The organism is Advenella sp. RU8, from assembly GCF_048381675.1.
GTDB lineage: Bacteria > Pseudomonadota > Gammaproteobacteria > Burkholderiales > Burkholderiaceae_B > Advenella.
This window is the reverse complement of the sequence record NZ_JBLWIS010000002.1, coordinates 340,399-361,053: the sequence shown is the minus strand read 5'-3', so window position 1 is coordinate 361,053 and position 20,655 is coordinate 340,399. Positions and strand designations below refer to the sequence as shown.

At 45.4% G+C, this 20,655-nt stretch carries 24 protein-coding genes; 15 read left to right on the top strand and 9 right to left on the bottom strand.

What is annotated here, in order from left to right:
- Positions 1 to 178 precede the first annotated feature (178 nt).
- The 7 genes from mltG to ACM5Q9_RS04200 all read left to right on the top strand — a co-directional run bounded on the left by mltG (position 179) and on the right by ACM5Q9_RS04200 (position 6,595).
- A complete protein-coding gene (gene mltG, locus ACM5Q9_RS04230) occupies positions 179 to 1,189 on the top strand; it encodes an endolytic transglycosylase MltG (protein WP_418143482.1) in 1,011 nt (336 codons plus the stop codon).
- A complete protein-coding gene (tmk, locus tag ACM5Q9_RS04225) occupies positions 1,189 to 1,824 on the top strand; it encodes a dTMP kinase (RefSeq protein WP_418143481.1) in 636 nt (211 codons plus the stop codon). Before mltG ends, tmk begins: the two co-directional genes overlap by 1 nt.
- On the top strand, positions 1,811 to 2,854 hold the full coding sequence (gene holB / locus ACM5Q9_RS04220) for a DNA polymerase III subunit delta' (RefSeq protein WP_418143480.1): 1,044 nt from the start codon (positions 1,811 to 1,813) through the stop codon (positions 2,852 to 2,854). The genes tmk and holB overlap by 14 nt, the downstream gene beginning before the upstream one ends.
- Positions 2,855 to 2,878: 24 nt before the next feature.
- Positions 2,879 to 3,649, top strand: a complete 771-nt coding sequence (locus ACM5Q9_RS04215; protein WP_418143479.1) for a TatD family hydrolase — start codon at positions 2,879 to 2,881, stop codon at positions 3,647 to 3,649.
- A 103-nt stretch (positions 3,650 to 3,752) separates the two neighbouring features.
- The gene (locus ACM5Q9_RS04210) at positions 3,753 to 4,382 is read left to right on the top strand and encodes an ankyrin repeat domain-containing protein (RefSeq protein ID WP_418143478.1); all 630 of its coding nucleotides are present in this window, start codon (positions 3,753 to 3,755) and stop codon (positions 4,380 to 4,382) included.
- A 12-nt stretch (positions 4,383 to 4,394) separates the two neighbouring features.
- Positions 4,395 to 5,174: a hypothetical protein gene (locus ACM5Q9_RS04205; protein WP_418143477.1), complete on the top strand. Its 780-nt coding sequence runs from the start codon at positions 4,395 to 4,397 to the stop codon at positions 5,172 to 5,174.
- 125 nt (positions 5,175 to 5,299) lie between these two features.
- Positions 5,300 to 6,595 carry a Glu/Leu/Phe/Val family dehydrogenase gene (locus ACM5Q9_RS04200; protein WP_418143476.1) on the top strand — a complete coding sequence of 432 codons (1,296 nt, stop codon included), beginning with the start codon at positions 5,300 to 5,302 and terminating at the stop codon, positions 6,593 to 6,595.
- Between the two features lie 100 nt (positions 6,596 to 6,695).
- Here ACM5Q9_RS04200 and ACM5Q9_RS04195 read toward each other — a convergent pair whose 3' ends face one another.
- The 4 genes from ACM5Q9_RS04195 to ACM5Q9_RS04180 all read right to left on the bottom strand — a co-directional run bounded on the left by ACM5Q9_RS04195 (position 6,696) and on the right by ACM5Q9_RS04180 (position 10,038).
- The gene (locus ACM5Q9_RS04195; protein WP_418143475.1) at positions 6,696 to 7,394 is read right to left on the bottom strand and encodes a glutathione S-transferase N-terminal domain-containing protein; all 699 of its coding nucleotides are present in this window, start codon (positions 7,392 to 7,394) and stop codon (positions 6,696 to 6,698) included.
- Entirely contained in the window at positions 7,391 to 7,873 is a 483-nt protein-coding gene (locus tag ACM5Q9_RS04190) for a glutathione peroxidase (RefSeq protein WP_418143474.1), read from the bottom strand. Before ACM5Q9_RS04190 ends, ACM5Q9_RS04195 begins: the two co-directional genes overlap by 4 nt.
- Positions 7,870 to 8,763, bottom strand: a complete 894-nt coding sequence (locus ACM5Q9_RS04185; protein WP_418143473.1) for an EamA family transporter — start codon at positions 8,761 to 8,763, stop codon at positions 7,870 to 7,872. Before ACM5Q9_RS04185 ends, ACM5Q9_RS04190 begins: the two co-directional genes overlap by 4 nt.
- 294 nt (positions 8,764 to 9,057) lie before the next feature.
- Complete coding sequence (locus ACM5Q9_RS04180) at positions 9,058 to 10,038, bottom strand: tripartite tricarboxylate transporter substrate binding protein BugE (RefSeq protein ID WP_418143472.1); 981 nt, start codon at positions 10,036 to 10,038, stop codon at positions 9,058 to 9,060.
- Between the two features lie 347 nt (positions 10,039 to 10,385).
- Here ACM5Q9_RS04180 and ACM5Q9_RS04175 point away from each other — a divergent pair, with 347 nt between their 5' ends.
- Both ACM5Q9_RS04175 and ACM5Q9_RS04170 read left to right on the top strand, forming a co-directional pair.
- Positions 10,386 to 10,805 (top strand): DUF411 domain-containing protein, encoded by a 420-nt coding sequence (locus ACM5Q9_RS04175; RefSeq protein WP_418143471.1) that lies wholly within the window; start codon positions 10,386 to 10,388, stop codon positions 10,803 to 10,805.
- 427 nt (positions 10,806 to 11,232) lie between these two features.
- Entirely contained in the window at positions 11,233 to 11,661 is a 429-nt protein-coding gene (locus ACM5Q9_RS04170) for a hypothetical protein (protein WP_418143470.1), read from the top strand.
- A gap of 98 nt (positions 11,662 to 11,759) precedes the next feature.
- On the opposite strand, the gene ACM5Q9_RS04165 is transcribed toward ACM5Q9_RS04170, so the two are convergent.
- The 3 genes from ACM5Q9_RS04165 to ACM5Q9_RS04155 form a co-directional block, all read right to left on the bottom strand.
- Positions 11,760 to 12,608 (bottom strand): LOG family protein, encoded by an 849-nt coding sequence (locus ACM5Q9_RS04165; protein WP_418143469.1) that lies wholly within the window; start codon positions 12,606 to 12,608, stop codon positions 11,760 to 11,762.
- 171 nt (positions 12,609 to 12,779) lie between these two features.
- Complete coding sequence (locus ACM5Q9_RS04160; RefSeq protein WP_418143468.1) at positions 12,780 to 14,183, bottom strand: MBL fold metallo-hydrolase RNA specificity domain-containing protein; 1,404 nt, start codon at positions 14,181 to 14,183, stop codon at positions 12,780 to 12,782.
- Positions 14,184 to 14,235: 52 nt separating this feature from the next.
- Positions 14,236 to 15,318 (bottom strand): DNA-binding protein, encoded by a 1,083-nt coding sequence (locus ACM5Q9_RS04155; RefSeq protein WP_418143467.1) that lies wholly within the window; start codon positions 15,316 to 15,318, stop codon positions 14,236 to 14,238.
- A gap of 143 nt (positions 15,319 to 15,461) precedes the next feature.
- Between ACM5Q9_RS04155 and ACM5Q9_RS04150 the strand changes: the two genes are divergently transcribed.
- The 3 genes from ACM5Q9_RS04150 to ACM5Q9_RS04140 all read left to right on the top strand — a co-directional run bounded on the left by ACM5Q9_RS04150 (position 15,462) and on the right by ACM5Q9_RS04140 (position 17,305).
- On the top strand, positions 15,462 to 16,550 hold the full coding sequence (locus ACM5Q9_RS04150) for a site-specific integrase (RefSeq protein ID WP_418143466.1): 1,089 nt from the start codon (positions 15,462 to 15,464) through the stop codon (positions 16,548 to 16,550).
- A 145-nt stretch (positions 16,551 to 16,695) separates the two neighbouring features.
- Positions 16,696 to 17,025 carry a metalloregulator ArsR/SmtB family transcription factor gene (locus ACM5Q9_RS04145; protein ID WP_418143465.1) on the top strand — a complete coding sequence of 110 codons (330 nt, stop codon included), beginning with the start codon at positions 16,696 to 16,698 and terminating at the stop codon, positions 17,023 to 17,025.
- An 82-nt stretch (positions 17,026 to 17,107) separates the two neighbouring features.
- Entirely contained in the window at positions 17,108 to 17,305 is a 198-nt protein-coding gene (locus tag ACM5Q9_RS04140) for a DUF2892 domain-containing protein (RefSeq protein WP_418143464.1), read from the top strand.
- A gap of 10 nt (positions 17,306 to 17,315) precedes the next feature.
- Here the strand turns inward: ACM5Q9_RS04140 and ACM5Q9_RS04135 are convergent, their stop codons facing one another.
- Positions 17,316 to 17,948, bottom strand: a complete 633-nt coding sequence (locus ACM5Q9_RS04135) for a M23 family metallopeptidase (RefSeq protein ID WP_418143463.1) — start codon at positions 17,946 to 17,948, stop codon at positions 17,316 to 17,318.
- A gap of 134 nt (positions 17,949 to 18,082) precedes the next feature.
- Here ACM5Q9_RS04135 and ACM5Q9_RS04130 point away from each other — a divergent pair, with 134 nt between their 5' ends.
- From ACM5Q9_RS04130 to ACM5Q9_RS04120, 3 genes are read left to right on the top strand one after another with little or no spacing between them, the layout of a single operon-like run.
- Positions 18,083 to 18,496 (top strand): hypothetical protein, encoded by a 414-nt coding sequence (locus ACM5Q9_RS04130; RefSeq protein ID WP_418143462.1) that lies wholly within the window; start codon positions 18,083 to 18,085, stop codon positions 18,494 to 18,496.
- On the top strand, positions 18,493 to 18,825 hold the full coding sequence (locus ACM5Q9_RS04125) for a hypothetical protein (RefSeq protein ID WP_418143461.1): 333 nt from the start codon (positions 18,493 to 18,495) through the stop codon (positions 18,823 to 18,825). The genes ACM5Q9_RS04130 and ACM5Q9_RS04125 overlap by 4 nt, the downstream gene beginning before the upstream one ends.
- Positions 18,826 to 18,859: 34 nt before the next feature.
- Entirely contained in the window at positions 18,860 to 19,864 is a 1,005-nt protein-coding gene (locus tag ACM5Q9_RS04120; protein WP_418143460.1) for a Bug family tripartite tricarboxylate transporter substrate binding protein, read from the top strand.
- Here the strand turns inward: ACM5Q9_RS04120 and ACM5Q9_RS04115 are convergent.
- Positions 19,850 to 20,641, bottom strand: a complete 792-nt coding sequence (locus tag ACM5Q9_RS04115; protein ID WP_418143459.1) for an SDR family oxidoreductase — start codon at positions 20,639 to 20,641, stop codon at positions 19,850 to 19,852. The two genes, ACM5Q9_RS04120 and ACM5Q9_RS04115, sit on opposite strands and share 15 nt — an antisense overlap.
- Positions 20,642 to 20,655: the final 14 nt, after the last annotated feature.

The window sequence follows — 20,655 nt, the reverse complement described above, 5'->3', positions numbered from 1 at the left end:
TACGCCATATTAGCCGGATCAGCCATATTTCCCGATCCCGGTGAAGGTTAATTGTAAATGGCATGCCGTTTTAACGCAGCCATGCCGGCCTTTTGGCTGGCGCCTTTGAATGCATGGTTATTGCCTTGTTGCCTGATACAATTGAGCCTTGTTAAATTACTCCACTACGCTTGTACGCATGAAACTATTCAAGTCCCTTGTCCTGGCTTTTGTTATTTGCACCCTGTTGCTGGCAATCGGCTTGGGCGGTAAAGTCTGGCACTGGTCTACCAGCCCCATTCCCATGTCTTCCCCGGCAGTGGAATTCAATGTTCCCAAAGGCAGTAACATACGCACGGTGGCAGAAACCCTAGCCAAAGCCGGATTGGATATCGAGCCGCAACTTTTTATTCTATATGCACGCTATACCGGGCAGGATGTCCAGTTGAAGGCAGGTGCTTATGAAGTTACCCAAGGAATGACACCCGTAGACGTTCTGAACAAGCTTTCCAGTGGCGACATGATCAAGCGGCAAATTGCCCTGATCGAGGGCTGGACTTACAAACAAATTCGTCAGGCATTGAAGGCCAATAAGGATATCAAGCAAACACTGGATGATGTTACTGACGAGGAATTGTTAAAAAAACTGGGCGCAGTCCATACGCACCCTGAGGGCCTTTTTTTTCCCGAAACCTATGTGTTTGTGCCGGGAGACTCTGATTTCCAGATTTTAAAACGTGCCTATGATGAAGGGCAGAAACGATTATTGCAGGCCTGGGAAAACCGTGACCCCGACAGTCCATTGAAAACCCCCTACGAGGCCTTGATTTTAGCTTCGATTGTAGAGAAAGAAACAGGCCATGGAGAGGACCGTGATCGTGTGGCTGGGGTTTTTGCCAATCGACTCAAGGCAAATATGCTTTTGCAAACCGACCCCACGGTAATATATGGCATGGGTGACAATTACAAAGGCAAAATTACAAAGAAAGATTTGCAAACCGATACGCCCTGGAATACCTATACCCGACAGGGATTGCCGCCTACGCCCATCGCTATTCCAGGCGCATTGTCCATCCAGGCAGCCCTGCATCCTGAAAAGCATGGGTATTATTATTTTGTTGCCCGTGGTGACGGAACCAGTGAGTTTGCCGAAAACCTAAGAAAACATAATCAAAACGTACAAAAATATATCTTGAAAAGGGATCAGTAATGTCTGGGCTTTTTATTACACTGGAAGGCGTTGATGGCGCCGGCAAGAGCAGCCATATGCAATGGTTGCCTGATTTTTTCGCGCAGCAGGGGTTGGAAGTGGTGATGACCCGGGAGCCAGGTGGCACACCGGTAGGTGAGAAGTTGCGTGAAATCCTGTTGCATGAATCCATGAGTCAGGAAACCGAGGCCTTGTTGATGTTTGCCTCGCGTCAGGAAAACCTTAACCGCGTGATCAAGCCAGCACTGGCGGCAGGCAAGCTGTTACTTTGTGACCGTTTTACCGACAGCACCTATGCCTATCAGGGAGGTGGTCGTCATTTTGATACTGGCAAGATTGCTGCACTGGAAAACTGGGTACAAGCGGGGCTGAATCCTGACTTGACGCTGCTGTTTGATGTGCCCCTTGCCGTTTCACGTGAGCGTTTGGGCCGACACGGTGCTAGCCTTGACCGGTTTGAGCAGGAAAACGATACGTTTTTCGAGGCTGTTCGCAATGCTTATCTGCAGCGTGCAGCCAACGACCCAGCGCGCTTCATGGTAGTCGATTCCACCCAGCCTTTTGACCAGGTCAAGGAATTTGTAGAAGCTGGCTTGCTGAAGTTTATCAGGCAGAGAATCAATGCACATACCTGAGTTTCTGCCATGGCAAACGGATATTGCCAGTCAATGGTTGGGCAATAAAGAGCGATTTTCACATGCCTGGATCATTCACGGTATCCCAGGTATAGGCAAGCTCAGATTTGCCCATGCGGCCGCTGCCGGTTTATTGTGCGAGTCATCCCATAACGGGATAGCCTGCGGGCACTGTGAATCTTGTGGTTGGATCAAATCAGGAAATCACCCTGATTTAAGAATGGTATTGCCCGATGCCATTGCGGTTAAAGAAGGGTTTGTTACGGCACCTGAAGCAGATGAAGAAAGTGGCGCCAAAAAAAACCTGTCCCAGGATATCAGGATAGAACAGGTTCGCCAGCTTGAAAAATTGTTTACGGTTTCCACTCATCGGGGCGGTTACCGTGTCGTTGTGCTGTATCCGGCAGAAAGCCTGAATGCCGCTTCTTCGAATGCTTTGCTTAAAGTACTCGAAGAGCCACCGGAAAATACCATTTTTCTTTTGGTCACACATTCAATCCAGCGTTTATTGCCTACCTTGCTATCGCGTTGCCGCCGTTTGGCGCTGCCGGTTCCTGAAACGGCAATGGCGTTATCCTGGCTACAGAAAAACGGGCTTGAGGATGGCCTGGTGTGGTTGGCGTCTACCGGTGGGGCACCGCTCAGTGCTCTTGCTTTTAGCCAATCTGATTATGAGCCTGTCAAATACTGGCTGTCGGCGTTTGGTGACAAACTGGCACATCGAGAAATGCCCAATCTTGATAAACTGGCGGAATTATTGGAAAAAATTCCCGCTAAACAGTGGTTGGACAGTCTTCAGCGATTTGTTTTTGATGTAAGCCTTAACCGTTACGGACAGGCATCACGTTACTTTCCGACCCTGGGCAAAAATGCGTCAATCATTGCTGGTAACATGGCGGCGGATAAAATTGTCCAGTTGCTTAAATGGCTGACAGAACAGCAGCGTATTGCCGATCATCCGCTAAATGCCCGCTTGTTTATTATGTCTACATTACAGCGTGTGGCCTTGAATTGTATTTCTAAATCGTAATTAATTTTTCATAAGTAATAAATCATGTTTGTTGATTCACACTGTCATTTGGATTTTCCTGAATTAAGCCAGGACCTGGATAATATTCTGGATAAAATGAAACAGAATAATGTTGGACGCGCCTTGTGTGTCAGTGTCAATTTGCCCGATTGGCCCAGGATCATTGGGCTGATCGAAAAATACCCCCATCTGCTTGGTTCGGTTGGTGTTCATCCTGACTATGAGGATACGCCAGAACCAACCGTTGATATGTTGTGTGAGCACGCGCGCCACCCCAAAATAGTGGCGATTGGCGAAACCGGACTTGATTATTATCGTCTTAGTGAGCCGCTTGACTGGCAAAGAGCACGTTTTCGGGTGCATATCAAGGCAGCGGTTCAAAGTGGATTGCCCCTGATCATTCATACCCGATCTTCAGCCGAAGACACGATTCAAATCATGAAAGAAGAGGGTGCGAACCGATGTGGCGGTGTCATGCATTGTTTTACTGAAACTTGGGAAGTGGCCCAGGCAGCCCTTGAGCAGGACTTTTATATTTCGCTGTCCGGTATTGTTACATTCAAGAATGCGCACCAATTGCATGAGGTTGCGCAAAAATTACCGTTGGAACGTCTGCTGATTGAAACCGATTCTCCTTATCTGGCGCCGGTCCCATTCAGGGGGAAATTAAATGATCCTTCCAAAGTCATTCATGTTGCCGAGAAAATTGCCGATCTCAGGGGAGTGACATTAAAGGAGATCGAGCAAGCCAGTACAGACAATTTTTTCCGGTTATTCCAAAAAGCAAAACCGTAAATCAGGGTAAAGATGCTGGTTTTATTTGCCTTGGGTGTATTAACATTTTGTATACTAAATGTTTCTATGCTTAAAATGATCCAATTAATTGAAAAGGTCTGTAATGCGCAATATTAAACTCAAGTCTGCTTTGTTGGTGGGTGCGATGGTTTTTTCCGTGTCGGCACTCGCTAATACATCGGGTGCCTGGTGGAATGATATTAAGAATAATCGGGCGTCTTCGGTCCAGAAGGCCATCCAAAAAGGTCAAGACGTTAATGCGCTTAACCAGGGAGGGCAACCGCCCATCATGCAGGCTATTCGTGACAAATCCATGGGTGTGTTTGATGTCCTGGCCAGAGACCCCAATGTTAATCTGAATATTGAAAACATTAATGGTGAAACACCTTTAATGTACTTGGCAATTATTGGTGATGTGCGCCGTGCTGAAGGACTGATCTTCAAGGGGGCCGAAGTTAACCGCTTGGGCTGGTCGCCCCTGCATTATGCGGCTTCAATGGGCCATGTTGACATGGTCAAGATGCTGCTGGCCAATGGCGCATTTCCGAATGCGCCGGCGGCAGAAGGAAGTTCACCCATTTATATGGCGGTAACCTCAAAAAACTCCGAGGTAGTCAAGGCCTTGATGGCTGCAGGCGCTGATCCTAAAGCAGTAAACCAGTTGGGTAAAAGTGCCATAGACCTGGCCAAAGAGTTGAAATTGCCCGCTCTTGTTGAAATCATGCTTAGATAAACGGACCTCACCATGAAAGCCTATTCCCCCATTACTCGTCTTAATGTCCTGTGTTTCCTGCTTTTGTTGGGTGCCGGAACCAATGCTCACGCCGAACAGGTTTATTGCCAAAGTCCCTGGCTAAAGCCGAACGGTAAAATTGAAGGCAATATCAATGGCGGAAAGGGACATTTTACAATCAGGATAAAACAGGTCAGCAAAGCGGCTGGCAATGATTGTCATGCCGATTTGCATATCCAGGCGAATGCCCCGATTGCCGGGCAGCAGATCAACGGTTCAGGCAATTTTCGTCTCATGGTTAACAGTGGAGGTTCAGTATTGAGTGGCTCATTTGACTCGGCGGGCATGTTGGGCACCGTAATGCGGTCGGTCATTACCAGCCGGGTTAATGGTTATTTTCTAAAGCCGGCCAATATCATCAATGAGCAAACGGGTTCTTTGCCTGCCCAAACCTACCGGGCGGATGCCCAGGCTTCAATGTCTTTACCTTCCTCGGTACCCATTAGCCAGGTCAATGTCGAAAATGCCTTTTTGCAGTCCACCCAACGAAAGATCGGTAAAGCACAGCAGCTTCATACCCATATGGGCCTCATGAGCTGCCAGCCAATTACCTATGACGGCACCATTTCCAGTGGCCAAATTCAATCAAGCCTTATTTCCTCTGGCAAGTCTGCACGTAATAAACCAATAACAGTTACCGAGTGGTATTGCCCCGCAAAGGGCCTGACCATGAAGATGGATATAAAAAGCGGCAATTCGACTTATACCGTCGCAGTAACAAATATCAATTAAACAACATCCAATCCGTCCCTATTTAAAAAAATTCTTAATTTAATGGGGACGTATTAATAATTAGAAATAGAACAAGTACAATCTCCAAAAGTGAATAAGACAGTTTATTTCACGGGAGAGCTTTAATGACTTCAGAAATTGCACCTTCGCACACGGTCCCTTCATATTTGAATCCAAATGACCTGGGCGCATGGGGCATCTACCTTCAACAAATTGATCGGGTGACCCCTTATTTGGGTTCCCTTGGCCGTTGGGTAGAAACACTGAAAAGACCAAAGCGCTCGTTGATTGTTGACGTTCCCGTTGAACTGGATAACGGTACCATCGCCCACTTTGAGGGTTACCGTGTACAACACAACACATCACGTGGTCCGGGCAAGGGTGGCGTACGTTTTCACCAGGATGTTTGCCTTTCAGAAGTAATGGCACTGGCAGCCTGGATGTCTATCAAGAATGCTGCCGTAAATTTGCCTTTTGGCGGTGCCAAAGGTGGAATTCGGATTGATGCACGCAAGTATTCCAAAAAAGAACTTGAACGGGTTACGCGCCGTTATACCAGCGAAATCGGCATTATCATCGGCCCAACCAAAGATATTCCTGCGCCTGATGTAAACACCAATTCGCAAACCATGGCCTGGATGATGGATACTTATTCCATGAACGAGGGGTCCACCGCAACTGGCGTGGTTACTGGCAAGCCTATTGCGCTTGGCGGTAGTCTTGGACGCATAGAGGCTACCGGGCGGGGCGTATTTGTTGCGGCCTGTGAAGCGGCAAAAGATTTGGGGCTTGGTGTTTCCGGATCCAAAGTGGTGGTGCAGGGTTTTGGAAATGTGGGGGGCACTGCAGCCCGCCTGTTTCACGAAGCGGGCGCCAAAGTTATCGCCATTCAAGATCATACCGGGACTATTTTCAATGAAAACGGTATCAATATCCTCGATTTGTTAAATCATGTAGAAAATCATGCGGGTGTCATGGGTTTTTCAGAGGCAACAGCAATTTCAAATGAGGACTTCTGGGGTGTTTCAACCGACTTCCTTATTCCTGCGGCCCTTGAGAACCAAATCACAATTAAAAATGCTGACCAGATCAAGACGAAAATCCTCGTAGAGGGTGCCAATGGGCCAACCACTCCTGAAGCAGACGATATTCTTACCCAAAAAGGGGTATATATCGTTCCTGATGTTATTTCAAACGCGGGTGGGGTAACGGTTAGTTATTTTGAATGGGTACAGGATTTCTCCAGTTTCTTCTGGAGTGAAGATGAAATCAATCAGCGCCTAGAGCGTCTCATGCGCGATGCCTACCGCGCCGTCTCAGATGTAGCAAAACATCATGGCGTCAGTTTGCGTACCGCTGCATTTATTGTAGCCTGTACCCGTATTCTCGAGGCACGGGAAGTACGCGGCCTTTATCCTTAAAGTTTATTTGTAAAAGTTTGCGGTGTTAAACCCTGGTTTTAACGGGTCCACCAGAGGAATCCGTTAAAACCGGGGTTTTTTTTTGCTGCAAATGTCAGTTTTATTTCAGGGATTTTGCTGTTTGCCCAAACAGTACCTTCCTGGATTCTTCATCATGTACGGCGGGTGAAGGATTGATTTCACGGGCAATCTCATAAGCACGTATCGTTGCCGGTCGTGCTTTTATCAATTCATACCAGCGTTGCAGGTGCGGAAAGTCCGCAAGGTTTTGGCCTTGTTTTTCATGGGAAACAATCCATGGATAACAAGCCATGTCGGCAATTGAATAATGACCGGCAATAAAAACCCTGTCTTCCAGATGTTTATTCAAAACACCATACAAGCGATTGGTTTCATTCCGATAGCGTTCAATGGCATAAGGTATTTTTTCAGTCGCATATTGTGAAAAATGGTGGTTTTGACCTGCCATGGGACCCAGGCCTGCCATTTGCCAATATAGCCATTGCAGTGTTTCTGTCCTGAGGCGTAAATCAGAAGACAGGAATTTTCCGGTTTTGTTAGCCAAATATTGCAAAATTGCCCCGGATTCAAAAATGGAAATGGGCTCACCCTTATCAATTGGGTCGTGATCAACGATAGCGGGTATGCGATTATTGGGGGCTATTTTCAGGAACTCAGGGGAGAATTGCTCGCCCTTGGAAATATTAATAGGAATAATTTTATATTCAAGGCCTGTCTCTTCCAGAAACATGGTAATTTTATGACCGTTAGGGGTTGTCCAGTAATAAAGATCAATCATGATAAGGCTTCCTCGATATCAGTTTCTAGTTGTTCGGGTTTGGTTACCGGGGCGTAACGCTTGATAACCTGACCCTGGCGGTTAATCAAAAACTTGGTAAAATTCCATTTGATATTCTGGCTACCCAAAATACCGCGTTTTTCCTTTTTTAACCAAGTATACAATGCATCCTCGTTGCTACCATTGACATCTATCTTGCTCATGAGGGTAAAGCTTACATCGTAATTTAATTGGCAAAAAGACATGATCTCTTCATTGGTACCAGGTTCTTGATGGCCAAACTGGTTGCATGGAAAAGCGATAATCTCGAATCCGCGGTTTTTGTAAGCACGATAGAGCTTTTCAAGACCATTATACTGGGGGGTAAAACCACAATTGGATGCTACGTTTACAATAAGCACCACCTTGTCTTTAAAGCTGGAAAGATCAAGTTTGGATCCATCTGCCTTAGTGGGCGAAAAAGAATACAGGTTATTCATGCAGGATTTTTCTCCATTTCATCACGCATCGGACTGCGCGAAGTCATTGCGCAACCAATGGATGCGCTAACAATAAAGGCAATGGCCAGCCATTGCGCAAAGCTAAGGAATTCATGCAAAAGAATCACACCCGCCACAGCCCCCATGGCAGGCTCAAGGCTAAGTAGAATACTCATGGTTTTGCGAGGCAGGGCACGCAAGGAAATCATTTCTAGCGAGTAGGGTATGGCGCTGGATAAAATGGCCACGCCAATTCCTAGCAGCATCAGGGACGGATTTAACAGGTCTGTTCCTGCATGGCCGATACCAAAGGGTAAAACTACCAGCGCAGAAACCGTAATCCCCAATGAGGATGCTTGTCCGGGGTGAATATTACGCGTTCTTTGACCAAAGATAATATACAGGGCCCAGCCTACACCGGCAATCGCTGCATAAGCGACACCCACGGGGTCAAGGGCTGTCAATGAATCCTGTTCAGGAATAAGCATGTATAATCCCGCCGCTACCATGGCTATCCAAAGGAAATCAATTTTTTTGCGTGAAGAATAAATGGCCAGTGAAAGAGGACCTATGAATTCGATGGCAATCGCAATTCCCAAGGGAATGGTGCGAAGCGACATGTAAAACAGGAAATTGATAGAGGCCAAAGATAAGCCATACAAGAGTATGCTTAAGGCATCCTTGCGATTCAGTTTAAAACGCCAGGGCCGCCAGATACAGCATAATATCAAGGCAGAAAAAGCCAGTCGGTAAGTGGTTGTGCCTTGCGCTCCTACTTCAGAAAACAGGGACTTGGCAAATGAAGTGCCAATACATAATGAAGCCATGGAGCCAATTAATGCAATAACCCCTAATGTTTGGGAATAGGTAGGTGAGGAGGGCGTTGACATGAATAGGTAATATTGCGTGTAATAGGAAGTAAATAACCCATTCTATCGGATTGAAAATTTAATTGTTGACTGGTATTGGCTATTAAGGGTTCCGGGGCGTTAACTGTTGCTTTTCATCTGAATACCTGTTTTTGAATGGCTTGAATTTAAGGGTATGGATTATTCTCCGGGTAGGCTAATGATCAAAACCGGCACATTCATATAAGTACCCCTTAAATTAAAAATGCCTTTTCAGCATTGCTAAAAAGGCATGGAATAACGCTAGGGTAATCAGTGTCACTGAAATAGATTTTTTTATTTCATTTCTAATTGGCTTTTTTCAACCACTGATTTTGCCAGATCATAATTGTCTTTAATTTGCTTGGCAAACTCTTCGGGTGTATTGCCGGCCGGAAAAGCGCCTTGTTTCTCAAGGGCTGCAATAATCCTGGGTTCTTTAAGCGCCTCTTGGGTTGCCTTGTTAAGTTTTTCAATAATATCGGCAGGGGTTCCTGCTGGAGCCAGCAAACCGTAGAAAACACCATTGTTTAATTGCGGGTAACCCATTTCCGCATAGGTAGGAACATCAGGAATATCTTTCATGCGCTCAGGCCAGGCAATGGCCATGGCTTTAAGCTTGCCAGATTGAATATGGGGCATGGAGGAGGGAAGGTTGTCAAAGAGGCTATTAACCTGGCCACCCAGTGTATCGGCGACGGCGGGGCCAGAGCCTTTATAAGGGACATGCACCAGATCTACACCAGTGGCTTGCTTGAAGGCCTCGCCATTGAGGTTGCCAATACTGCAAATACCAGGAGAGGCATAAGTATATTTTCCCGGGTTGTCTTTAACGACCTGGACAAATTCCTTGAAATTATTGGCTGGAACAGCGGGATTGACAACAATAACGTTAGGCGTATTAACAAAATTGCTTACGGGTGCAAAATCTTTTTGAGCATCATAGGGCAAATCATTAGGGCGGCATGCCGGGTTAACTGCCATAGTGGAAACCGTGGCAAGAGACAGGGTATAGCCATCGGGTTTGGCCCGTGCGGCTTCTGCCGCACCAATGGCGCCACCAGCACCGGCTTTGTTTTCTATAACCATTGATTGCCCCAGGATTTTGGACATTTCCTGTACCACGATTCGGGCGACAATATCGGTTGAACCGCCGGGGGCAAAGGGTACGATAACCCTGATTGGCTGTGTCGGATAATTGGTTGCGGCATGGGTAATGCCGCTGAATGTTATACTGCCAAGGGTAGTTGCCAATATAAATGCTTGTTTTAATTTCATTAAATCCTCCTAATTCAGGCCATAGTGTAGATAAAAACAAAAAACTCCCATATGGGTATTAACACTATATTTAATAGGGGTATTATGCGGCATTGGACTTTCCCATGATCAAGTGGCACTTACGTTCTTTTTCTTTTTATTACCAAAGGACTTTAATTAATTATGTGACATGCCCGCTTATACCTGTATTTTGACCAATGATGAAGTTATTGCGACTTTGGCTTACATTAAAAGCAGTTGGCCGGCCAATGTATTGAAAATGCAAAAACAAATTACATTATCACAACAGCGGTAAATGCTAGAATGGGCTGATAATCTATTTATTCTTTTTAAAAAGGTTTTTAATAATGAAAAAATGGTTATTATCTGCTGCTGCTGTATTGGTCATATCATCTTTTGCTTATGCAAGCAATAACGAAATCACCGTTTTCCAGGACCCCAATTGTGGCTGCTGTGATGGCTGGAACCAGCACATGCGTGATGCCGGTTTCAAGGTTAAATCCATTAAAACCAGCAATATGACTGCCGTCAAAGAAAAACTGGGTGTACCGTTAAACCTTGCTTCCTGTCATACAGCTATTGTTGAAGGCACCGGGCAGATTATAGAAGGGCACGTACCATCAACTGCGGTACATAAAATGCTGACAAATGCATCCATCAAAGGCGTGGCGGCTCCTGGCATGCCTGCAAATTCACCGGGCATGGGTCAGATGGATGGCAACCTGATTACGGTTGATTTTAACGGGCAACCGTTTTCGAAAGATTAATCTTTAATAAAACCGGTACCTGAAAATGATTTACTCATACTTGAGTGATTATTTTGCTTCCAGGGCCGGTCTACAGTCTTGCAGTGCATGAATAGGCAATAAAAGGATTGATGGAGGGACGGATTAGGCTTGTTATTTTTGCTCTAACACGCACTATATCATTATTCGCATAATGTATATTATGTAAAGTAAATAATATGGGTATATATGCTATTGCAAACATGGGCTAAAAGTTGCCTCCCTGCTCATATGGATTGCCAGGGTTACTGAAATGGGCAGATTCAATTTCAATGCGTTCCACTTCATCATATCGTGGGTTTTCTTTCTTATAATGCTTGTGATTGCTTTAAGCGCCTGTTTATCGCTAATGGCTTAAGAAAAAAAAGCATTTAATCACGACTAATCCAAACAATTTATAGGAGTACCCATGACCTCACACTTGAAAGTGATCTTGATGTCCTGTGCCGCTTTGACGGCTTATGTGCAACCTGCCTTGGCCGATGATTTCTCTTGCCAGGGGTCTATAGGGAATAAAAAAATAAATAATAATATTAAAGTACCCAATGGTGCAAAATGTACACTGAATGGCACCCGTATTGACGGGAATATTGAAGTATTTGGTAATGCGACTCTGGTACTTAAAAATGCCAAGGTTGACGGCAACGTGATTTCAAAAAGCGCCCGAAAAATTCAAATCAGTGATAGCCGCGTTGATGGAAATATTGAAGCCAAAACTTATACGACCTCATTGTCGGTTAACAATACATTAGTTGATGGGAATATTGTCTGTGGAAATGGCAGTCGCCTGAAAGGCGGCAATAATCGGGTTGATGGCGATATAGAATGCAAATCCTGAAGAATATAAAGCCAATATCAAGTCAACCGTGAAGCTTAATAAAAAGCAGCCAAAATCAGTGAGCATTTGGCTGCTTTTTATTAGATGGTTGTAAACAATTACAGGTGCTCGGCGTGAAACCGCTGCAGCATGGTAAAGGCTTCATCAATTGAATCAACAATCCTGAATAACTTAAGGTCGTTGTCGTTAATCATGCCCTCTTCTACCAAGAAATCAAAATCAATGGCACGTTTCCAGAATTCGGAACCGAAAAGAATGATAGGAATCGGATTCATTTTTTTTGTTTGAACTAAAGTGAGTACTTCAAACAACTCATCCATCGTACCGTATCCACCTGGAAAAACAACCAGCGCTTTTGCCCTAACCAGAAAATGCATTTTCCTGATAGCAAAATAATGGAACCGAAAGGCTAAATCAGGGCTAATGAAGGCATTGGGTGTTTGCTCATAAGGCAGGGTTATATTCAAGCCTATTGTCTGTGTGTTGATTTCAAAAGCCCCCAGATTGGCCGCTTCCATAATACCTGGGCCACCACCGGTCATAATGACATAATCACACACGCCCTCTTTCTGATAGTGCTCTGAAATCATTTTTGAAAACTCGATAGCCTGCGCATAATAATGCGAGTTCCTTAGATTGCGCTCTGCCCTTTTGTAAGCTTTTTGCATTACCTCATCATCGGGAGAGGCATCCAGCATCTTCTGAATCTGCTCCATTTTGCTGTTCGCTTCTTCTGGTGAGAGGATGCGTGCACTGCCAAACACCACAACAGTAGACTGGATACATTTTTCATGCAGGATTTTATCTGTCTTGAGGTATTCAAGCATAAGACGCTGGGCACGCAAGCTGTCACTACCTAGAAAGTCAGTATCTTCTTGTGCCAGCCGGTAAGTGGCGCCTTCTTTTATGTTTTTTTGAAGCGTCTTGCGCTTTTCATAATCAATCATTGTTACTTAACGTCTCTTGTGATGAGTAATTGTCTAATATGGGTTTATGCCAGGTGCATGCCAAGCACCTCCACATACAGGTTATGTGGGTAGCATTCAGTGCAAGATGAAACATGACAACTATTGCAGCTAATGCCTACCCTATCTTGAACATGATCGTTGATTATAATCTTAATTAAAATTAATGCTTTCGTGCCTTTTGGGTATATAGACATTCCAGTTCAGCTCATTTTCAAGCCTGCTGGCCAGAACCTCGGATGGATTGGCCTCACCATGAACCAGATAAGTATGTTTTGGTGGTTTTTTGAAGCCTTTTGCCCAGTTTATCAGCGCGGGTTGGTCTGCGTGCGCTGACAAACCACCAATCGTATGAATAGAGGCCCGGACATTGATTTCTTCTCCAAAAATACGCACTTTTTTGACGCCATCGACCAGACGGCGCCCTAATGATCCCATGGCCTGAAAGCCGGTTATCATGATGGCGCACTCTTCCCTGCCCAGATTATGACGCAAATGGTGCTTGATACGACCTGCATCACACATGCCGCTTGCCGATATAATAATGGCTCCGGAACGGATTTTATTCAGCATTTGTGATTCCTCAACGCTTTCGGTGAAATATAAATTAGGTAGCTCTGTACCTATTTTCTTCCAGCTAAGCATTTTTTTGGCTTCTTCATCAAACAGCTCAATGTGTTGCATGGTAATGGCCGTTGCTTTAGTGGCCATGGGGGAATCGACAAAAACCTTAAGATTGTTATTTATTTTGTCATGCCGAGCCAAGTGCAATAAACCGTAAATGACTTCTTGTGTGCGCCCTACCGCAAAAGCGGGAATAATAATGTTTCCTTTGGGCAAGGTCCGGTTAAAAATATCAACAATCTCCTCTTCCGTCGAGTTGCTCGTGCGGTGCGGCCTGTCACCATAAGTGGATTCCATTATAAGAATGTCGGCTTCGTCTATTAAAGTCGGATCTCGCAAAATAGGTCTACCGGGCTGGCCAAGATCACCGCTAAAAACAATTTTACGGGTAGTTTCACCTTCGGTAATCCAAATTTCGATTATGGCGGATCCAAGGATATGACCGGCATCCTGATAACGGCACTTGATGCCTGGTGCCAGTTCTATCATGTGTTCGTATTGCACTTCTTTTATATGCTTAAGCGTTTGTAGTGCATCCGCCATGTAGTATACCGGCGTTGTAAGCCCATAATGTCTGCCTTGTTGTGAGCGTGGTTTGTGGCTTGCTCGCTCTGCATCAATTTCTTGAATATGTGCGCTATCGGGTAACAGCACATCCAGCAAATCTGCAGTTGCCTTGGTGGCATATATATAGCCTGAATATCCGGCCTTGACCAGTTTGGGAAGCATGCCACTATGATCGATATGTGCGTGGGTGAGCAGGACAAAATCCAATTCCGCAGGCTCAAAGTCAAAAGGTTGACGGTTACGGATTGGGGCTTCGCGCCCGCCTTGCAACATACCACAGTCAACCAAAAACTGAATGTTTCCGGTTTGCACCAGAAAACACGAGCCGGTTACCTCTCCGGCAGCACCCAGGAACTTAATTTTCATACCTTAAACCTTTTTGTATAAATGCCAAGTTATCGATCATAGTCTTGCAAGTTTACTTATTCAAGCTGCTTTTTTCTGAATTGGCAACGTTGGTTAAAGAAATGGCCCTGAGTTTTTCAAGGAGCTGCGCCATTTCCTGTTGTAGCGCCTCATTTTGTTGTTGCCGTTCAAGTGCGGCAGAAAGTGTTTCATTTTCTTTTTTCAATTGCAGGATTTGTTGTTGATGCTGTTCTTGAACCCGCTCGCTTTGTGATTCTCGCTGTTTAAGCTGCAAGGAAAGCAAGCGGTTGTCCTCCTCTAACGCCTGCAGGTTTATGCGGTCTGTTTCCAGCTGTTGTTTTTGTTGCTGGTGTTTTTCATACGCCTCATCAAGCTGGGCTTTAAGTGATTTTTCCTTGTCTTCATGAAGCTTGCTGGCTTGTTCGTGTTTCTTTTGAAGCTGCTTGGTTTCCTGGCGAGCGCGATCAATTTCACTAACCGAACGCAACTCTAATGAGCGGAAGCGGGCTTCAAGCCCTTCCCTTTCTTTGGCGTGTTGCCGATTTAGATTGTCCAGGGCTTGCTGGTTGGCCACTTGCAGGGCTTTTTTCTCGGTAAGCAAATCCGCAATTTGTATTTTTAACTGCCCTGCTTCCCTATGAAGGTTTTCAAATTCGTTATTTCTTTGTGCCAGAAGACCCCTTACATCATTGAGTTGCGCCGTCACGTTGGCCAGCAACTTTTCCTGCTCTAATAAGGCCGCCTGGTGCAGGCGTTTAGCTTGTTCAAATTCTTGTTTTTCAGCATCCAGTGCCTTACTGATGCGTTCATTTTCTTCTTGCTGGTTCTTGATAGCCTGCCTGGCAATAATTGAAGCCTGTTCAAGCGCCAGTTCCCAAGCATGGCGAATGGCTTGCTCTACGGGCTCTGGGGCAGCTACTGCGGCTTCTTGCTTGATAGCGGTACCGTTAATGCGCTGGCCCAGCACGGCAAACCAGTTTTCCAGCATGGGGCTAATTGTATTGGGGGAGCCCCGCCCTATTTTCAGGCGGATGCGTTCTATGGTCGGCCGCTGCCCTTCCAGCAGCAATTCATCTGCTGCTTGCCAAACATCTTCCTGCTGAATACCGCGCCCTGAACTTTTTAATTGCATCATTTTGAATACGCTTTAGAATATAGGTTTCGATAAGTAAAAATTACCATAAGCTATTCTGTTTTTTTGTAATATATCATACGTAATACATATTATATATTACAAGAATAGATTCATACAACTTTTTTTAATAAAAACCAGCCTGAATGACCGCACAAAGCCTTAAATTGCTTAATCACTTGCCCATGCTGGATCCCGCATCCCTGCATGAATCCACCCAAAAGGCGATCGCCGAGATCGTCTCTGAAGGGGAATCCCGAAACACGCGTAACAGCTATAAAAGCGCCATGAAATATTGGGCAGTCTGGTACAGGATGCGTTACAACCAGGACTTTGCCTTGCCTTTGCAAGCGCCGGTGGTACTGCAATTTATTGTGGATCATGCCTTGCGCTATACCGCTTCCGGTGAAACAATTGGCCTGCCAGCTGAGCTGGACATCTTTCTGGTTGAAAACAAGTTCAAGGCCAAAAAAGGTCATTTTTCAATAGCCACCCTTTTGCATCGCCTGGCCGTGTTGTCCAAGGCACATAAGGTTGCATTTGCAAATCCAAACCCCTGCAAAGACCCCCGCGTCCAAGAACTGATTGGCAAAACCCAAAAAGCCTATGCAAAAAAAGGCATGTATGCCATTAAGCGGCCCGCACTGACCAAAGAGCCACTGGTTCAGATCATTAATACCTGCGATCAATCCCTGAAAGGCTTGCGTGATAAGGCATTAATATTATTTGCATGGGCCAGTGGCGGCAGACGGCGCTCCGAAGTGTCAGACGCACACTTTGACAGGCTTATTCATAAGCCAGACATGGGGGAATACTTGTATTTGCTTCTATACTCAAAAACCAATCAAACCGGACAGGCTTCGGCCAGCGCCTATAAGCCCATATCAGGACTGGCTGCGCAGGCACTGGCCGACTGGATTGCTGCCAGCCAGCTGAACAGTGGCTATATTTTCAGGCAAATCAATAAAGGCGGGGTTATTGGTGAAAAACTAAGTCCGGTTTCAGTAAATAATATTATCAAATCCCGTTGCAAACTGGCCGGATTAAGTGATGAATTTACGGCGCACTCTTTACGTTCCGGCTTTGTAACCGAAGCGGCAAAGCAAAACATTCCGATTGCAGAAACCATGTTAATGACCGGCCATCAAAACATTAATACCTTAATGGGGTATTATCGTGAGGCAAATGTTTTGGAAAGTAAGGCTGCCAAATTGCTGGATAACTTTACCGAATAAAGTTTCAGGAATGGCAGCATCTGATACGAAAGAAACGCACTGTTTACTCTCAAATTAATTGAGAAAAATCAAATAATATATGCAAATATTATATTTATTTATATAATATTTGCATATATAATAAAAGCTATCCTAGATTGAAATTATGAACACGACACTTACTACAGATTTATCTATCGCTATGCGGCAAGGCGCTACTGAAGCCATAAAGTTGCTTAAGGTAATGGTTAATGAAGACCGTTTGATGATGATATGCCATTTGCTCGAAGGTGAAAAAACGGTTGGAGAGATCGAAGAATTGCTGGACATCCATCAGCCGAATCTTTCCCAGCACTTGACGGTACTTAGAAAAAATGGCGTTGTCCAGACACGCAAGGAAGGCAGGAATGTTTACTATTCACTGGCCGACCCTAAAGCCATGGCTATGCTCGAAACCTTGCATCGTTTATACTGCAGTGATACGGCTTCTTGCTAGCGCACATTTAGTATCAATCCATGTGTTCAACATAAATTCAAACTTGGCAGTTGTTTTTTTATCCACTTAAAAGGGCTTTCTCATGAATAAAAATGTTGGCGGTATCGATAAACTTCTTCGTATTATCCTGGGTGTTGTGTTGATTGTGCTGGCCATTACAGGAACTATCGGCTGGTGGGGTTACCTGGGTATCATTCCCCTGGCAACCGGTTTGTTAAACTTTTGCCCGCTTTACGCAATTATCGGGGTCAAAACAGCTTGCCCTCTTGATAAAAAATAATTAAACCTGCTTATTTCAGTATGGTTCGGATACGGGCATTTTTCTGCTTAACGCTTATGCCCGGTCCTTTTACTTTTATTACCGCAGGCAACTGCATCACTTTTCCGCTTACCGGGTTTACAGGCTGACCATTTTTCCTGATTTCATAATGCAAGTGTGGACCCGTCGAGTTTCCGGTTGATCCTACAAAGCCAAGCAAATCCCCTTTTTTAACATAGTCACCGTATTTAAGCCCAGAGGCGAAACCCTCAAGATGCGCATAAAGTGTGCTGTAAGTATTATCGTGCTTTAACACGACTGTTTTGCCATATCCGCCACGATTGGCGATGTAAACAACTTTGGCCGCTTGCGTGGCTTTAACTGGTGTACCCGCTGCTGCAGCAAAATCGGCACCGGTATGCAATCTCATTTCCTGAAAAACCGGATGCATGCGCCAACCGTATGCGGATGAGAATCGCGCACCCGGTAAAGGCACAATCATCAGGTCCTGCAATGTTACAGTATTGCCGCACTCTTCACACTTCCCCATAACAATAACATCGCTATCCAGTTCAGGTATATCACTCAGATCAATGTCGATATTGTTTTGGGCGGATGCGGAAAGTGGCAGGCACAGCAAGAAAAACAGCAGATATTTATTCAAGGGAAAGGTTCGGGCAGGATGATTAAAGAAACAATAAAGCCGGGATAAGTAAAAATGAACTTTGCATCACAGTTACTCGCTATATAATCGCAGTCATTAACTTATATTAGTAGACATTTCGGGTAAAGCCAACCGTGAAATTGATAAAAACCGTAAAGCCTTTTATTGCCCTGCTCTTTGGTACTGCAGTGTTATCAGGATGCAGTGCCGAACCTTACCCGCCAGAAGTCAGGACTGACCTGATTTCCCTGTGCATGGAAGGCATATTGTCAGGGCAAACCAACGTGCGAACCGGAGAAGAAAAAGCACTTGATGCCTCTGAATCCCTGAAATTATGCGAATTCCGGTATGCAGAGTTTATCAAGAAAGTTCCGCTTGCCGACTATTTAGCGCAGCAAACCCATCTTTATGAAAGCTTTCAACGCGCCTATCGCCAGAAATACGTTCTTGAGGATGTTTACAATAGTCTGTCTCCCAAAGATAAGGAAACTTTTGCCCTGACATCCAAGATCATGCTTGGGCTGGAAACCGGAGAACCGGAACAATGAGAACGTTTAAACAGCAATTTGCGTATGTGCTTCTTGGCGTTTGTTCCATAGTAACAGCCAGTCACGCACAAGAAAAAGCCTATCCCCAGTATGAAAAGGAAAAAGCCATTATTTTCTGCATGACGCGTGAATACGTATTGCAACATCAGGAAGAACCTGCTGAAGAAGACTTGTTCCCCAAGTGTGAATCACGTTTTGCCAAGTTGCAGGCCACTATTCCCTACAATACCTATAAAGCGGTACGCGATAAAGGTTACATGCTTTACAAGGATAAGCAAAGTGCCGAATTGCTGGAAAAATATTACAGCATCCTCATGGGCAACCAATAATCTACCCCTAATTGTAGTCACAAGGAGATTTACATTGTTAAACCACGGTTTTGTTCAGTCGATTAAGAAAAGTGCGCAACTGCTTGCCTTATCCGCAATAGCATTTTCCAGCCCTACAGCCGCCCTTGCCAATGCAGGCAACTGGCCAGAGCACGAACTAAAGCTTATTGTCCCTTTTGGTGCCGGATCAACGCCGGACCAAATAGCAAGGATTGTGGCAGAACAGGCATCAAGCAGCCTGGGCCAGGTAATCGTTATTGATAACAAACCTGGTGCAGGTGGCAACATTGGAACCGCGGCTGTCGCGCATGCCAAACCCGATGGCTACACGTTTGGGATTTCCATTACAGGGCCCTTGGTAAATAACCAGTTTATTTATAATAATTTAAGCTATGATCCGGAAAAAGATCTAGCTCCACTTACCATGGCCGTTACGCAACCTAATATTATTGCGGTAAGAAGCGACTCCGGCATTAAAACTTTGCAAGAATTGATTAACAAAATCAAAGAAAATCCGGATAAATTCAATTATGCGACAGCAGGAACGGGTACAGGTTCTCATTTATCCATGGAGCTAATGTTGCAAGCCGCTAATGGTATCGCAACCGCTGTTCCGTATGCATCCTCACCTAATGCGATGAATTCGCTACTGGCCGGTGATACTCAGTTTACTGCCCTGGCGCCCATTGCTATTCTGCCTTTAGTGAAAGATGGCCGCTTAACAGCCCTCGCACAAACCACCGCTGAACGCGTAAGTGCCCTGCCCGACATCCCCACGGTTTCTGAAGCCGGTGTCCCCGGCATTGAAGGGTCGGCGTGGTCAGGTTTTGTTATTTCGTCCAAAGTAGAACCGGCCATTCAGGACAAGCTGGCCAAAGCCTTAGTTGAGGCCCTGAACCATCCGGCAGTAAAAGAGAAACTGCAAACCCAGTACATGGACCCTATTCCTGGCACACCAGAACAATTCGGGAAGTACATGCAACAGGAAAAAGCTCGCTGGCAACCCCTGATTGAAAAACTGGATTTAAAAATTAACTGACATACCGCCATCAATGGTAATAACCTGGCCATTGATGTAAGAAGCAAGCCCGGAAGCCAGGAATACTGCCGCACCGGCAATTTCCTCAGGCTTGCCCCAGCGCTGCATGGGCACCCGGGCCACAAAGGCCGGCCCTTTTTCCTTGTCTTCCGACAGCGTTTTGTTGGTTTCAGTTGCAAAAGGACCGGGTGCAATAGCATTGCTGGTAATCCCATGCCTGGCATACTCAACCGCCAAGGCCCTCATCATGCCAGTTAATCCCATCTTCGTTACCGGATACACGGCATCACCAAAACGCGCCAACTCACCGGCAATTGAGGTCATGGAAATAATCCGCCCAAAGCCGTTTGCAACCATAAGCTCTGCCGCCTTCTTTGAGGTATATACAGCCGCTGTAAGATTAGCCTGAATCAGGGTCTGAATATCATGCAAAGTGCTTTCAGCCAGTGATTTGCGGATACGTATGCCCATATTGTTGACCAGGATATCGCAACGTCCGAATTCCTGTTTGATTTTTTCAAAGACGGCATCTATTTGCGAAAATTCTGAAGTGTCTGCGCAAATCCCGTGGACGGTTATGCCTTCATCGCCAAGATTCTTTATGCATTGGTCCAAATTTTCCTGCGTCCTGCCGTTGATAATTACGGTGGCACCACTTTGCGCCATAGCTTTGGCAATTTCCAAACCCAAGCCTCTTGTCGATCCGGTCAGGAATGCAACCCTGTCATCCAGATTGAATTGTTTTAGATATGAATGGGTATCAGTATTGAAAGACATACAATAAAATTGTT